The 14,376-nt window shown below is 62.7% G+C and carries 13 protein-coding genes; 10 read left to right on the plus strand and 3 right to left on the minus strand.

Annotation, left to right across the window (positions count from 1 at the left end):
* Positions 1-218, minus strand: a 218-nt coding sequence (locus tag CSQ93_RS26340) for a carbohydrate porin (RefSeq protein ID WP_199534520.1), incomplete at its 3' end; no start/stop codon positions are given.
* A 309-nt stretch (positions 219-527) separates the two neighbouring features.
* On the opposite strand from CSQ93_RS26340, the gene CSQ93_RS26345 reads away from it, so the two are divergent.
* The 8 genes from CSQ93_RS26345 (at position 528) to CSQ93_RS26380 (ending at position 10,243) form a co-directional block, all read left to right on the plus strand.
* Positions 528-1,838, plus strand: coding sequence for an ABC transporter substrate-binding protein (locus tag CSQ93_RS26345; protein WP_046684817.1), 1,311 nt, complete (start codon positions 528-530; stop codon positions 1,836-1,838).
* 124 nt (positions 1,839-1,962) lie between these two features.
* Positions 1,963-2,823 (plus strand): carbohydrate ABC transporter permease, encoded by an 861-nt coding sequence (locus CSQ93_RS26350; protein ID WP_099380583.1) that lies wholly within the window; start codon positions 1,963-1,965, stop codon positions 2,821-2,823.
* Positions 2,824-2,833: 10 nt separating this feature from the next.
* A complete protein-coding gene (locus tag CSQ93_RS26355) occupies positions 2,834-3,652 on the plus strand; it encodes a carbohydrate ABC transporter permease (RefSeq protein ID WP_099380584.1) in 819 nt (272 codons plus the stop codon).
* Positions 3,653-3,675: 23 nt separating this feature from the next.
* On the plus strand, positions 3,676-4,725 hold the full coding sequence (locus CSQ93_RS26360) for an ABC transporter ATP-binding protein (protein ID WP_099380585.1): 1,050 nt from the start codon (positions 3,676-3,678) through the stop codon (positions 4,723-4,725).
* The gene (locus CSQ93_RS26365) at positions 4,725-6,200 is read left to right on the plus strand and encodes a mannitol dehydrogenase family protein (RefSeq protein ID WP_199534521.1); all 1,476 of its coding nucleotides are present in this window, start codon (positions 4,725-4,727) and stop codon (positions 6,198-6,200) included. Before CSQ93_RS26360 ends, CSQ93_RS26365 begins: the two co-directional genes overlap by 1 nt.
* Before the next feature lie 15 nt (positions 6,201-6,215).
* A complete protein-coding gene (locus CSQ93_RS26370) occupies positions 6,216-7,133 on the plus strand; it encodes a helix-turn-helix domain-containing protein (protein ID WP_099380586.1) in 918 nt (305 codons plus the stop codon).
* 55 nt (positions 7,134-7,188) lie between these two features.
* Positions 7,189-8,115: a helix-turn-helix domain-containing protein gene (locus CSQ93_RS26375; RefSeq protein WP_099380587.1), complete on the plus strand. Its 927-nt coding sequence runs from the start codon at positions 7,189-7,191 to the stop codon at positions 8,113-8,115.
* Between the two features lie 73 nt (positions 8,116-8,188).
* Positions 8,189-10,243: an esterase-like activity of phytase family protein gene (locus CSQ93_RS26380; RefSeq protein WP_099380588.1), complete on the plus strand. Its 2,055-nt coding sequence runs from the start codon at positions 8,189-8,191 to the stop codon at positions 10,241-10,243.
* Between the two features lie 66 nt (positions 10,244-10,309).
* On the opposite strand, the gene CSQ93_RS26385 is transcribed toward CSQ93_RS26380, so the two are convergent.
* The gene (locus CSQ93_RS26385) at positions 10,310-12,394 is read right to left on the minus strand and encodes a S9 family peptidase (RefSeq protein WP_099380589.1); all 2,085 of its coding nucleotides are present in this window, start codon (positions 12,392-12,394) and stop codon (positions 10,310-10,312) included.
* A gap of 118 nt (positions 12,395-12,512) precedes the next feature.
* On the minus strand, positions 12,513-13,220 hold the full coding sequence (locus CSQ93_RS26390; protein ID WP_099380590.1) for a glutathione S-transferase family protein: 708 nt from the start codon (positions 13,218-13,220) through the stop codon (positions 12,513-12,515).
* Between the two features lie 114 nt (positions 13,221-13,334).
* Here CSQ93_RS26390 and CSQ93_RS26395 point away from each other — a divergent pair, with 114 nt between their 5' ends.
* A complete protein-coding gene (locus tag CSQ93_RS26395) occupies positions 13,335-13,700 on the plus strand; it encodes a winged helix-turn-helix transcriptional regulator (RefSeq protein ID WP_099380591.1) in 366 nt (121 codons plus the stop codon).
* A 61-nt stretch (positions 13,701-13,761) separates the two neighbouring features.
* Positions 13,762-14,358, plus strand: coding sequence for a hypothetical protein (locus tag CSQ93_RS26400; protein ID WP_099380592.1), 597 nt, complete (start codon positions 13,762-13,764; stop codon positions 14,356-14,358).
* Positions 14,359-14,376: the final 18 nt, after the last annotated feature.

The following is a 14,376-nucleotide window of genomic DNA, read 5'->3' on the forward strand; positions in this document are numbered from 1 at the left end:
GCGTCGCACTCATTGCCCAGACGGTATTTCATGGTGTTGCCACCCAGGCCGAAGCAGCCTTGCGAACCGCCACCGCCCGAAGTATTGCTGCCGGCGCCAGCGCGCAGGTAGCCGTGGAAGCCTTCGGCGTCGGATGGGTACATGGGGTCGGCAAGGGCGGAAGCGCTGGCGATGGCCAGGAGCAGGGCAGGTAAGGTTTTCAATGCAGTGCGGTTCATGCGGTCTCCAGAAGAATGTAGGTGGTAGCGGTGACGCCCCGGGGGGCGGTCACCGCACACGGTCTAATGCCGAAAACCAAGTCTAGCAGCGCTTTTTTAACCACCCTGATACAAAACGTGCAAGTGCTGATACTTTCTTTCAGAGTGTTGTTTTTGCTGCATATCGATACTCTCGCGCATAGCAAGCTTGCAAAAGAGTATCGAATTGCGGTTTTGGAGTATCAGAAAGTATCAAAGTCCGGTGCTACATTGTGGTCGTGGTGCCAAGTAACCGAGCATTGCCAACGACAAAAACACTGGAGACACACAATGAAACGTTCCGCCATTGCCGCGCTGTGCGCCGGCGCCTTCTGCTTCGCCTCGTCCGCCTTCGCCGCAACCGACCTCGTCATCGCCACCGTCAACAACGGCCACATGATCGAAATGCAAAAGCTCAGCAAGTTCTTCGAGCAAGCCAATCCCGACATCAAGCTCAAATGGGTGACCCTGGAAGAGGGCGTCTTGCGCCAGCGCATGACCACGGACATCGCCACCAAGGGCGGCCAGTTCGACGTGATGACCATCGGCCTGTATGAAACGCCCATCTGGGGCAAGAAAAACTGGTTGATTCCCATCAAGCCGGACGCCAAATATGATATCGACGACTTGCTGCCCGCCATCCGCGAGGGGCTCTCCGGCGACGGCAAGCTGTACGCGTCACCGTTCTATGGCGAAAGCTCGATGATCATGTACCGCAGCGACCTGGTGAAAAAGGCGGGCGTGACGATCGAGGACCGTCCATCCTGGAACCAGTTGCGCGACGTGGCGGCCAAGCTGCACGATCCTGCCAACGGCGTGTACGGCATCTGCCTGCGCGGCAAGCCGGGCTGGGGCGACAACATGGCGCTCATCACCACCATGGCCAATTCCTATGGCGGCCAGTTGTTCGACATGAAATGGAAGCCGCAATTTACCAGCAAGCCGTGGAAAGACGCGGTCAACATGTATGTCGACCTGATGAAGAAATACGGCCCGCCGGGCGCGGCTGCCAACAGCTTCAATGAAAACCTGGCGTTGTTCAACCAGGGCAAGTGCGGCATCTGGATCGACGCGACGATCGCCGCTTCCTTCATCACCGATCCCAAGCAAAGCAAGGTGGCCGACAAGGTGGCGTTCGCCCAGTCGCCCGTGGGCGTGACGGAGCGGGGCGCCAACTGGTTGTGGATCTGGTCGCTGGCCATTCCAGCAAGCTCGAAGCACCCGAATGAAGCGCAGCGCTTCATCAACTGGGCCACCTCGCCCGACTACGTGAAACTGGTTGCCAAGGAAACCAGCTGGGCCAACGTGCCGACCGGCACGCGCAAGTCGACGTATGCCAGCCCCGAGTTCCAGAAAGTGGCGAAATTTGCCGCCGCGGAAGGCAAGGCCCTGGCCACCACGCGCGCCGTGCAAAGCACCTTGCCGCCATCGCCGTACGTGGGCGTGCAATTCGCGTCCATCCCCGAATTCCAGGTGATCGGCGTGGCCGCCGGCCAGCAGATGGCGGCAGCGCTGCTGGGCAAGGTGACGGTGGACCAGGCGCTGGAGTTGTCGCAGCAGACGGCGGAGCGCGAGATGCGTAAAGGCGGGTATTACAAATAGCACGTATGCCGGTTAATAACTGGCATTGCTATTAATCCACTAGCTGAAAAGCCGGGGTCAGACCCGCCGGGTCTGACCCCAGATTTCTGCCGGCGATTGTTTCCCCTTGCCCCAAGAGAACATTATGAAACGCATTATCCCCCGGACTTTGCTGACGCCGGCCGTGGTCGCCGTCTCCGTCATTTCCATCATCCCGCTGCTGATTACCCTGTATTACGCGTTCGTGCGCTATTCCATGCTCGATCCGAGCGGCCATCCTTTCCATGGCCTGGCCAATTTTCACTTTTTCTTTACGGATGCCTCTTTCCTGCCGGCCTTGCAGAACACGTTTACCCTGCTGTTTTCCGTCATGCTGATCACGGTGGTGCTGGGCACGGCGCTGGGCTTGCTGATCAATGAAGCGTTTCCGGGACGCGCCATCGTGCGCGTGCTCTTGATCTCGCCCTTCCTCGTCATGCCGGCCGTGAATGCCCTGATGTGGAAGAACATGTTGCTCAACCCGATTTACGGCCTGTTCGCGCAGATCAGCATCTTCTTTGGCGCCACGCCCGTCGACTGGCTGTCGGCCCACCCGCTGTTTTCCATCATCATGATGGTCTCGTGGCAATGGCTGCCGTTCGCCTGCCTGATCTTCATGACGGCCCTGCAATCGATGGACCGGGAACAGCTGGAAGCGGCGCGCATGGATGGCGCCACGTATCTGCAGCAGTTGCGCTACCTCTACATTCCCCACCTGGGCCGCGCCGTCTCGGTGGTGCTGATGATCGAGATGATCTTTTTGCTGTCGATCTTTGCGGAAATTTTTACCACCACGGGCGGGGGGCCAGGTTTCGACACGACCACCATCACCTTCATGATTTATCAGCAGGCACTGCTGTCCTATGACGTGGGAGCGGCCTCGGCCGGTGCCCTGTTCGCCGTGCTCATCGCCAACATCGCCGCCTTCTTCCTGATGCGCGTCATCGGCAAGAATCTGTCGAAATAAGGAGACCTTGATGCATAGCAAACTCAATTTGTATGGCCGCACGACCGCCGCCTGGCTGTTCGCGCTGCTGCTGTTCTTTCCCATCTTCTGGCTCGGTCTGATGGCCTTCAAGACGGAAGGGCAAGCCATTTCCACGCCGCCGCTGCTGTTTTTCACGCCCACGCTCGACAGCTTCCGCGAAGTGCTGGCGCGCGACAATTACTTCGGCTACGCGTGGAATTCGCTGTTTACCAGCGTGCTCTCGACGGCCATCGGCCTGTTGATCGCCATCCCGGCTGCGTATTCGATGGCCTTCTTTCCCACGGGCGGCACCATCGGCTTGCTGAAATTCATGCTCAGCTCGCGCTACATGCCCGGCGTGGGCGCCCTGATGCCGATCTATATCTGTTACCAGTACTTCGGCCTGCTCGACACGCGCATCGGCCTGACCATCATGTTCATGCTGATGAACCTGCCCATCATGATCTGGCTGCTGTACACGAGCATGAAGGAGTTGCCGCGCGAAATCCTCGAGGCGTCGCGCATGGATGGCGCCACCGTGTGGGATGAATTCCGCCACGTCGTGCTGCCCCTGTCCGTGGGCGGCATCGCTTCCACGGCCCTCGTGTGCATGGTGTGGTCGTGGAATGAATCGTTCTGGTCGCTGAACCTGGGCGCCTCCAACGCGGGCACCCTGGCCTGGCTCATCGCCTCGTATTCGAGCCCGGAAGGCCTGTTCTGGGCCAAATTGTCGGCCGCTTCCCTGATGGCCATCGCGCCCATCATGGCGCTGGGCTGGTTCTGCCAAAAACAACTCGTGCAAGGCATGACCTTCGGCGCAGTCAAATAAACTACAGAATAGAGACACACATCATGGCTTACCTTCAACTGAGCAATATCGAGAAATTCTTTGGCGAGCACCGCGCCATCAAGGGCATCGACCTGGAGATCAAACAGGGCGAGTTCGTCGTCTTCGTGGGGCCGTCAGGTTGCGGAAAATCAACCTTGCTGCGCCTGATCGCGGGCCTGGAGCCGATCGACGGCGGCAAGCTGTCTCTCGACGGGCGCGACATCACCAGCGTGCCGTCATCGAAGCGCGACCTGGCGATGGTGTTCCAGTCATATGCGCTGTACCCGCACATGACGGTGTTCCAGAACATGTCGTTCGCCTTGAAACTGGCGGGCGTCGATCCGGCCATCATCCGCGAGAAAGTCGACAAGGCGGCCGCCATCCTCGACCTTGGGCGTTACCTGGAACGCACGCCCAAAGAATTGTCGGGCGGGCAGCGCCAGCGCGTGGCCATCGGCCGCGCCATCGTGCGCGACCCGAAAGTATTCCTGTTCGATGAACCGCTGTCCAACCTCGATGCGGCACTGCGCGTGCAGACGCGCATCGAGATCGCCAAGCTGCACCGCGAACTGGGCGCCACCACGATTTATGTGACCCACGACCAGGTCGAAGCGATGACCCTGGCCGACCGCGTCGTGGTGCTGCGCGACGGGCAGATCGAGCAGCATGGCTCGCCATTGGAACTGTATGACCGTCCAGCCAACCGTTTCGTCGCGCAATTCATCGGCACGCCCAGCATGAACGTGGTACCGGCCGACGCGGCGCCGCAACTGCTGGCGCAGGCGGGCAGCGCGGCGCAGGCGGACGGCTTTGTCGGCATCCGCCCCGAACACGTGCACCTGGGCGCGGCGCAGCCGGGCAGCGTGCCCGTCACCGTCGACCTGGTGGAATCGCTGGGCGTGGAAACGCTGACCTATGTGCGCTTGCCGAACAATGTGCAGGTAGTCTCGCGCGGCGCGGAGCGCAGCAGCCTGCAGCCGGGCCAGCAGACGCATTTGACGTTCGAGCCGGGTTTCGTCCATTATTTTGACCGCGCCGGCAAGACCTACGCGGCGGCGAAAGGAGCGCTGTAATGGAAGCGATCGCATTGAACCAGGCGAATCTGGCGCAGCTGCCAGCCCAGGTGGCCGTGCCCGCGTATGCGCGCGGCGTGCTCGTGCCCAGCATCGTGCATATCGGCGTGGGCGGCTTTTTCCGCGCCCACCAGGCCGTGTACCTCGACGATTTGCTGGCCTTGCCCGGCAACGCAGAATGGGGATACTGCGGCGTGGGCCTGCTGGCGCATGACGCGGCCATGCGCGACGCCATGCGGGCGCAGGATGGCTTGTACACGGTGGTCGAGCGCAGCGCGGCCGGCGATACGGCGCGCATCATCGGCTGCATCGGCGAATATTTATATGCGCCCGACGACCCGCAAGCCGTGCTGGATAAGCTGGCCGACCCTGGCACGCGCATCGTCGCGCTGACCATCACCGAGGGGGGCTATTATGTGAACCAGGGCACGGGCGAGTTTGACGCGACTCACCCCGACATCGTGCATGAACTTGCGCATCCAGATGTGCCGCGCTGTTCGTTCGGCTACCTGGCTGCCGCCCTGGCCCTGCGCCATCGGCGGGGTTTGGCACCGTTCACCATCATGTCCTGCGATAACCTGCAAAACAATGGCGACGTGACGCGCAAGATGCTGCTGGCTTTTGTCGCCCTGCGCGACGCAGAACTGGCGCGCTGGCTGGCCATGCATGGCAGCTTTCCCAACAGCATGGTCGACCGCATCACGCCGGCCACCACGGATGAACACCGGGCGCTTGTGCGCGACAGCTTTGGCATCATCGACGCCTGGCCCGTCGTGTGCGAGCCGTTCCGCCAGTGGGTCATCGAAGACGAATTCCCGCAGGGACGGCCAGCCTGGGAAAAGGTGGGTGCGCAGATGACGCACGACGTGCTGCCGTATGAAAAGATGAAGCTGCGCTTGCTCAATGCCAGCCACCAGGCTCTGTGCTACATCGGCATGCAGCTCGGTTATACGTTTGCGCATGAAGCGATGGAAGATCCTGGCATCCGCCTGCTCGTGCGGCGCATGATGGATCAGGAAGTGACGCCCTTGCTGGACGAAGTGGAAGGCATAGCCCTGGACAGCTACAAAGACACTCTGATCGAGCGCTTCTCGAATCCGGCTGTGCGCGACCAGCTGGCGCGCATCGGCACGGAAGGCTCGGCGCGCATCCCGAAATTCGTGCTGCCCTCCGTGCGCGAAGCGCTGGCCCGGGGCGGCGCCATCCAGTTGCTGGCGTTTACCGTGGCGTGCTGGTTCCGCTACCTGGAAGGCCATGACGAAGCGGGGCGCGAGATGCCCCTGAACGATCCGTATGCGGCGCGCCTGCGCGCGCTGGCGCTGCAGGGCGGGGCGGACGCTTCAGCGCTGCTGTCCCTGCGCGAGCTGTTCGGCGACCTCTCCGACACACCAGCGTTCACGCAGGCGGTGAGCGATGCACTGGCCAGCCTGTATGGGCTGGGCGCGCGCGCGGCGCTGGAACAGATCGTCGCCTGACGGAGAGCGCGCGCCATGCCACGCAAAGCCGATGTCTCGCTGCCGCAGATGGAGCTGGAACAGCAGCGCGACGCCACGCCCGGCTTCGAGCCGAAAGGCAGTTTCGGTTTCATCCGCTACCTTGAGCACGGCTTTCCGAATGCGCTGGTGCGCTGGCATTACCACGACGAGTACGAACTGCACCTGATCGTCGAGAGCAGCGGCAAGGTGTTTGTCGGCGACTACATCGGCCAGTTCGCGCCTGGCCACCTGGTGCTGACGGGACCGCGCGTGCCGCACAACTGGGTCTCGCTTGGCACGCCGCCGGAAGGCGTGGCCCTGCGCGACATGGTGATCCAGTTTTCACATGCGCCGCTGGCCTCGATGGCTGCCGCCATTCCCGAATTGAAGGATATTTTCCCACTGCTGCAGCGCGCCTTGCACGGCGTGGAATTCTTTGGCGTCAGCGAACAGTCGCTGCGGCGCTTCCAGCGCATCCGCGACAGCAGCGGCCTGCCGCGCCTGATCGAATTTTTGAGCCTGCTGGGCGAACTGGCGCAGACCAGCGATTACCAGCTGTTGTCGACGGTGCCCATGCAGTCGAGCGACGACGACGTGGCCCTGGCGCGCATCAGTTCCGCCATCAACTTCATCGTGCACAATTACAGCAGCCAGTTTTCGCTGAAACAGCTGGCCGAACAGGTGGAGATGCCCGAGCGGACGTTTTCGCGCTTCTTTCGCAGCGCCACGGGCAACAGCTTCACGGACTTCGTCAATCGCCTGCGCATCAACAAGGCGTGCCAGTTGCTGATGGAAACGGAGCGCTACGTCAGCAACATCTGCTACGAGGCGGGTTTTAACAATGTGGCCAATTTCAACCGGCGCTTCCTGGAACTGAAGGGCATGACGCCGAAGGAGTTTCGCCAGCAGGCGCTGGGCCGTTTTGGCGAGTGAGGCTTTTTGAGGTACATTGGATGGCACAGGCGGGGACAGCCTGAGAGAGACGAGCATGGAACACCTATGGCAGAAGGACAGCGAGCGCAAGGCGCCCGAACTGGAACGCGAAAGCTACGATGGCATCATCAATTACCTGGAACACGGCTATCCCAGCTCGCGCGTGCGTTGGCACTGCCATGAGGAATATGAGCTGCACCTGATCGTCGCCACCAGTGGACGATTGTTCGTGGGCGACTATATCGGCGAATTCTCGCCCGGCCACCTGGTGCTGACGGGCCCGCGCCTGCCGCACAACTGGATTTCCAACGTGATGCCGGAAGGCGGCGTGGCCCTGCGCGACATGATCGTGCAATTCGCCCATGCGCCGTTGACGGGCGCCGCGCGCGTCATCCCCGAATTGCGCGAACTGCTGCCGCTGCTGGAACGCTCCAGCTATGGCGTGGAATTTTTCGACATGGGCCACGAGGCCGAGCAGCACCTGGCGCGCATCCGCGCCACGCATGGCGCCGAGCGCTTCGCCGAATTCGTGCAACTGATGAGCAAACTGGCGCGCACGGCCAATTATCGCTTGCTGTCGAGTGCTTCCCTGCGTTCGTACGACGATGACGCCACCCTGGCCAAGGTCAATTCCGTCCTCAACTACATCACGGACAATTACCGCGAGCCGATTTCGGCGGAAATGCTGGCCGAGCAGGTGGGCATGTCGCTGAGTAAATTCTCGCGCTTCTTCCGCAAGGCGACGGGTAACAGTTTTACTGATTTCATCAGCCGTTTGCGCATCAACAAGGCGTGCCAGCTGCTGATGGACACGGATCAATACGTGTCGAACGTCTGCTACGACGTGGGCTTCCAGAACGTGGCCAATTTCAACCGCCGCTTCCTGCAGGTGAAGGGCGTCACGCCCAAGGAATTCCGGCGCCAGGCCGATGGCCGCTTTGGCGGCATCGGCGGACCCGTGGCGGATATGCCACAGGCTTGAGGACTGTCATGGGCTTGTCACGTTGACTGGTTATGCTCCACGGCTAAATCCACCCACCTTAGCCGAGGAATGCATGAATACTGCCGTAACGTCGATCCCGAAACTGACCCTGTTGGCCATCGCCGCCGGCCTGACCCTGGCCGCTTGCGGCGGCAGCGACAATACGCCGGCGGAGCCTTCCAAGCCCGTGGCGCAAACGGGCGTGTTCCTCGACGGCGCGGTGGAAGGGCTCGATTACGTGGCAGGCAGCGCCGCCAAGGCCAGTACCAATGCCAAGGGCGAATTCCTTTGCAACCCGGGCGACACGGTGGCCTTCAGCATGGGCGGCCTGGCCCTGGGCTCGGCGCCATGCGGCGCCATCGTCACGCCGCTGGTGCTGGCCGCCAGCACGAACGTGGCGGATGACAAGGTCATCAACCGCCTGCTGGCGCTGCAACTGCTCGACGACGACAGCGATCCGTCAAACGGCATCAGGCTGACGGCCGAAGTGAAGGCGGCGCTGGCCGGCAAGACCCTGGACTTTACCGCCGCCCCGGCCGCCTTCAACACGGCCCTGGCCGCACATTTGACTGCCGTGGGCGCGAAATTCGCCGGCCGCACGGTCGATGCGGAGCGCCGCGCCCTCGTGCGCGAGCATTTCGAAGATACGCTGGCTTCCAAGGCGGGTGCGCCCGTCAATGAAGCGCTGACGCAAGCCAATCCCGTGGGCGAAGTGAAAGTGACGGTGACGCGCTACCAGATCCAGGCGGCCGATAAATTCTACGTGCCGTACGAAGGCGCGAACGCCAAGATCAAGGGCGAATTCCCGAACGGCTTTCTGCCGTCGTACGGCTCCGGCCTGGCCTACAAGGGCAAGAATGCGGCAGGCGACCTGGAATTCTATGGCTTGACGGATCGCGGCCCGAACGGCGACGGTCCGCTGGTGCCCGATCCCTCGGGCAAGGGCACCATCGGCAGCAAGATCTTCCCGTCGCCCAGTTTTACTCCATCGTTCGGCGTGCTCACGGTGGGCAAGAACGGCGCCGTCCTGAGTTCGTCGACACCGATCAAGGTATCGGCCACCGTCAACAGCTCGGGCTTGCCCGTGCCAGTGGGCGCCGTCGGCAATTCGGCCGAGATTCCCGTCATGGATGCGATGAAGTTCGATGCAGCCGGCAAGGCCGTCTTCAATGCGGGCGGCCTCGATTCGGAAGCCATCGTCGTCGATGCGAAGCGCAATGCGCTGTGGGTGTCCGACGAATACGGCCCTTTCATTGTCAAGATTGATGCCGCCACGGGCATCATCCAGGCCAAGTACGAGCCGGGCAAGGGCTTGCCTGCGCTGTTCGCCAAGCGCCGCGCGAACCGCGGCATGGAAGGCATGACTTTAGATGCGAGCAACGACAAGCTGTACGCCTTCCTGCAAAGCCCCCTGTCTGACGGCACGGCACCCTATTCGGTGACGAAGAAGAATGAACAGGTCGAGCGCTTCGCCCGCTTCACGCGCTGGATCGAATTCGACCCGACGACGGGTACCAGCGGCAAGATGTATGCGTATCCGCTCAATGCCGCCGACTACCAGGACGGCCGCACGGGCAACGCCAAGTTGGGCGACATGGTGGCGCTGGGCGGGGGCAAATTCCTCGTCATCGAGCAGGGCGCAGCGCCGTCGGGCAAGGTCTTCAACAAGCTGATGCTGGTGGAACTGAAGGGCGCCACGGACATCGCGGCCGCCGCCTTCAACGCGACGACGTCGGACCTGGAAAAAAGCAGCATGGGCGGCGTGGCCGTCAATGGCGCCGACTGGGCCGCCGTCACGCCGCTGAAGAAAACGCTGCTGCTGGATTTGAACGCCATCGGCTGGGCGGCGGAAAAGGCGGAAGGCCTGACCCTGATCGACGACTCCACCATCGCGCTGGCCAATGACAACGACTTTGGCCTGAAAACCAAGATCTTTGACGCAAATGGCGTGGAAGTGGCGGATGCCGACGTGACCAAGTGCACGGTCGACGCGAACGGCGCCATCGTCACGAGCAGCGCTGCCGGCTGCAACGCGGCCAACACCATCCGCGTGGCGCGCGGCGACGACCGCGAGCGTCCAAGCCGCTTGTGGATCGTGAAGTTCGCCAAGGCGCTCACTGCGTATTGATGCAGTTTGACGGACGTAAAAAAGCCGCACAGTGCGAACTGTGCGGCTTTTTACTTTGGAACAGGCTTACTTTTTAGTGTAGGTATTGAGCCAATCGAGCACCGTGTGATGCCACAGCAGCGAGTTCGCCGGTTTCAGCACCCAGTGGTTTTCGTCCGGGAAGACCAGCAGCTTGCTCGGGATGCCCTGGCGCTGCAGCGCCGTGAAGGTACCCAGGCCTTGCGCGGTGGGGATGCGGAAGTCCAGGTCGCCCTGTACCACCAGCATTGGCGTCTTCCAGTTTTTCACGAAGTTGACGGGGTTGAACTGTTCGTGCTTGGCCGGTGCGTCGTAGTACGGGCCGCCGTTTTCCCATTCCGTGAACCACAGTTCTTCCGTCGCGTACGCCATGCCGCGGTTGTCGAACACGCCGTCGTGGTTGACCAGGCATTTGAAGCCGTCCGGCCAGTTACCGGCGATCCAGTTCATCATGTAGCCGCCATACGATGCGCCCAGCGCGCAGCTGCGCTCGCGATCCAGCCAGGCGAACTTCTTGGTCGCCGCTTCCAGACCTTTTTGCAGGTCGACCAGCGGCTTGCCGCCCCAGTCGCCGCTGATGGAGTCCGTGAATTTCTGGCCATAGCCGGTGGAACCGTGGAAGTCGATGAAGACGGTGGCGTAGCCGGCGCCCGCATACACTTGCGGATTCCAGCGGTAGCTCCAGCTGTTGCCAAAGCTGCCTTGCGGGCCGCCGTGGACGAGGAAAGCGACCGGATACTTTTCGCCCGCCTTGGCATTCCACGGCTTCATGACGTGACCGTAGACGGTTTCGCCATTCGCGCCGGCGAACGAGAACTGTTCATATTCGCCGAAGCGCACGTCGGCCAGGGCTGCCGCATTCTGCTTCGTCAGCTGGACCATCGGTGCGCTTTCCGACTTGGCGTCGAGCTTGCGCGTGTACAGCTGCGCGCCCGAGGCCAGGTTGGCTTGCGCCAGCACGATGGTATTGCCGCGCACGTCGAAGTCGCCCACGGCGCCCTTGCCCGTCAATGCATTGACCTTGCCGCTGGCCGCGTCTATGTGGAACAGGCGGTGCTGGCCCACGTCATCGGCGGCGACGAGGAAAGCCTTGCTGTCCGGCGTCCAGCGGAAGTCGGCCACGGAACGGTCCCAGTCGTCGGCCACGGTGCGCTTCTTGCCGGTGGCGACATCCATCAGCACCAGGTGGAAGCGGTCCGCTTCGAAGCCGGGCTTGGTCATGGCGACATAGGCCAGGGTGCGGCCATCGGGTGAATACGTGGCTTTCGCATCCCAGGCCGGATTGTCGGCCGTGAGGTTGCGCGGCGCCTGGCCGCCAGCGGCAGGAATCGTGTAGACGTCGAAGTTGGTCGACCACGATTCCGTGCGGCCGGCCACGCGCACGGAGAAGGCTACCGTCTTGCCGTCCGGGCTGAAGTGGTATTCGCCGTTGTCGCCGAATGGCTTCGACGGCGCGTCGCCATCGAGGGTGCCGCTCAGGCTCACGGGCGCGGCGCTGACCTTGCCGGTGGCGTCGATCGGTGCCGAGTACAGCGCGTTGCGGCGGCCATCGGCCCAGGTATCCCAGTGGCGCACGAACATCTGGTCGTAGACCATGCCGCTCGCCTTGTTTTTGGCTTTTTCATCGAGGCGCTTCTTCGTGCAGGCGAGGTCCGCGCAATCGAGGAAGACGCCCATGCTGAAGGCCAGGCGGTCGCCCTGCGGCGACAGGCGGTAGGTGTCGACGTCCAGCGCCAGGTCGGTGACCTTGGCCGCTTCGCCGCCGTTCAGGGGCAGCTGCCACACTTGCGAGGAGCCGGAACGGCCGGACAGGAAGTAGATGGCGTCGCCGTTCGGCGACCATTGCGGGTCGCTGGCGCTGGCTTCGCCGCGCGTGAGCTGGCGTGGCGCCGCGTTCGGCGCGCGCAGGTCGATCATCCACAGCTGCGTGTTGCCGCGGTTCTTGTCCAGGTTGGTGGTGCGCACCGTGTAGACGACGCGCGTGGCGTCCGGCGACAGCACGGGGCTGCCCACGCGCTCCATGGCAACCATGTCTTCCACGGTGAAACCGCGCGGCGCAGCCAGAGCCGGCACGGCGGCGGTGGTGGCCATGGCGGCACTGAATGCTCCCAAGAGCAGCAGACGTAAACTCATTCAAACTCCCGATTCTTATGACGACGTTATCGATATGGTATTGATGTGGCCGGCTGTACCGCCGGCAGCCCGACATCATAGCAATAAAGACGCGCCTGCTGCGGGAGTTGACCGCCGGTTAGCCGGCCGGCAGTGCCAGTTGGTCGAGCGCCACGTGGCCCAGGAAGCCGCCCTGGCTGGTGGCCGGCAAGCCGTCCTCGATGGCGTGGGCAAAGCGGATGCCGGGGTCCTGTTCCAGCGCCGCCAGCACGCGCGCCGTGTCCGGATAGTCTGCCAGGCGCGCCAGCCGCAGCGGTTCTGCCCAGCGCGCCGTGGCGGCCAGGTAGGCGTCGGCGATGGTGGGGCCGGTATCGGAAGCGAGCCAGGTGCGGCCGGCGAGCAGGCGCTCCAGGTGCGCCAGGCTTTTGTTGACCTTCTCGACGGCCATCTCGCGCCAGACGGCCGCGCGCGCGTCGGTTTCCGGCGCGCGCGCGGCCTGGAAGGCGGGCATGAAGGCCGCGTGGAAGGTCGTGTGCAAAAACGACAGCACGCTGTTCAGGTGGTCGTAGTCCGGCGTGCCCTGCGCAAAGAGCAGGCCTGTGTGCGGCGCGCGCGCGGCGATATGCAGCAGGATCGCCATGCTTTCCAGCAGCGGCGCGCCCGCGTGCGTGAGCAGGGCCGGCGTCTGGCCCAGGGGATTGATGGCGAGAAAGGCGGGATGCTGCTTGCTGGCCGGGTCGCGCGCTTCCACGCGGGCAAGTTGGTACGGCAGGCCGCTCCATTCGAGGGCGGCGATGGCGGCAAACGAGCAGCCGAACGGCACGCTGTAGATCAGGGTGGTTTCCATGCTGGAGCTCCGGTGAGATAAAAGAAGGGCAGTCTAATCGTGATGGTTACTATTTGGAAGAAGGCGGAATAATGTGGTATAGGTACATTTTTTATACCAGATGGAAAGCCAACCATGAAAGACAATGTCTCCGGCTGCGCCGTGGAAGAAGCCATGCGACTGCTGGGTGGGCGCTGGCGCATCGTGCTGCTCAGCTATCTGATGGCGGGGCCGAAGCGCTTCAGCGAAATCCGCCGCGCCGTGCCGAATATCTCGCAGCGCATGCTGACCCTGGACTTGCGCGCGCTGGAAGAGGCGGGCTTGCTGACGCGCACGATTTACGCGGAAGTGCCCGTCAAGGTGGAATACCGGCTGACGGACGAGGGCTTGCGCTTGCGGGAGCTGGTCGAGATGCTGCGCGCCATCGGCTTGCGCCTGCGCGGACAGGCGGACGGGGGCGGCGCCTTTCTCGCGCCCGATGGCGACGATCATTCTCAATAGAAACAACTGTCTTTATGTAAAGTGCTAGACTGCCGGCCTTTGCTCACTACTCTCGACACCCATGCGCCTGACTTCCCTCGCCCTGACCGCCGCCGCCCTGTTTGCCGCCTTGCCGGCCCAGGCGGCCACCATGCCGACGCTCGAACAAATCCACGCCGCCGTGCAGGTGGGCGTGGCCAAGACCCGGGCCAAAATGCAATCGACTGTGACGGTACCGATCGCCGTCAAGGTCACCAGCTTGACCGGCTGCCAGGATTCGCAGGAAGTGCCGGGCGAAGTGGTGTGCCTGGTCGCCATGAGCGGGGGCATGCGCGATGCTTTCATGGTGCTGCCGTTGCGCAACGAGAACGGTACCTGGGTGGGCGTCGAGCGCAAGGATGCCAAGTTCGCGGGACCGTCGCCGGCCGAGGCGCAAGCCATGATACGCGCCTGGGCCAAGGAAGAAGTGGCGCGCAATCCGGAAGCGGCCAAGGATGTGCAGATGCAGGAAGCGCAGAGCACCATGCAGGTCAAGGCCATCAACGAGTGCGAGGTCAAGCGCAAGACGGGCTATCTGGTGTGCGATACGGAATTGAGCGTGCCGAGCCGTCCGGAAGCCATCAAGACGGAACTGACCTTCATGCTGGAAAACGCCAACTGGCGCTACGTGCCGCGCTAAGCCGCCGCGTTGTTTGCC

Origin of the sequence: Janthinobacterium sp. BJB426 (genome assembly GCF_002735705.1) — a bacterium.
In the GTDB taxonomy this organism is placed as follows: domain Bacteria; phylum Pseudomonadota; class Gammaproteobacteria; order Burkholderiales; family Burkholderiaceae_D; genus Janthinobacterium.

Bases quoted from the DNA above. Each gene is read 5' to 3' on its own strand.
- CSQ93_RS26345 (WP_046684817.1), top strand. From the start codon at position 528: ATGAAACGTTCCGCCATTGCCGCGCTGTGCGCCGGCGCCTTCTGCTTC.
- CSQ93_RS26395 (WP_099380591.1), top strand. From the start codon at position 13,335: ATGAAAGACAATGTCTCCGGCTGCGCCGTGGAAGAAGCCATGCGACTG.
- CSQ93_RS26365 (WP_199534521.1), top strand. From the start codon at position 4,725: ATGGAAGCGATCGCATTGAACCAGGCGAATCTGGCGCAGCTGCCAGCC.
- CSQ93_RS26390 (WP_099380590.1), bottom strand. From the start codon at position 13,220: ATGGAAACCACCCTGATCTACAGCGTGCCGTTCGGCTGCTCGTTTGCC.
- CSQ93_RS26360 (WP_099380585.1), top strand. From the start codon at position 3,676: ATGGCTTACCTTCAACTGAGCAATATCGAGAAATTCTTTGGCGAGCAC.
- CSQ93_RS26385 (WP_099380589.1), bottom strand. From the start codon at position 12,394: ATGAGTTTACGTCTGCTGCTCTTGGGAGCATTCAGTGCCGCCATGGCC.
- CSQ93_RS26355 (WP_099380584.1), top strand. From the start codon at position 2,834: ATGCATAGCAAACTCAATTTGTATGGCCGCACGACCGCCGCCTGGCTG.
- CSQ93_RS26370 (WP_099380586.1), top strand. From the start codon at position 6,216: ATGCCACGCAAAGCCGATGTCTCGCTGCCGCAGATGGAGCTGGAACAG.
- CSQ93_RS26380 (WP_099380588.1), top strand. From the start codon at position 8,189: ATGAATACTGCCGTAACGTCGATCCCGAAACTGACCCTGTTGGCCATC.
- CSQ93_RS26375 (WP_099380587.1), top strand. From the start codon at position 7,189: ATGGAACACCTATGGCAGAAGGACAGCGAGCGCAAGGCGCCCGAACTG.
- CSQ93_RS26350 (WP_099380583.1), top strand. From the start codon at position 1,963: ATGAAACGCATTATCCCCCGGACTTTGCTGACGCCGGCCGTGGTCGCC.
- CSQ93_RS26400 (WP_099380592.1), top strand. From the start codon at position 13,762: ATGCGCCTGACTTCCCTCGCCCTGACCGCCGCCGCCCTGTTTGCCGCC.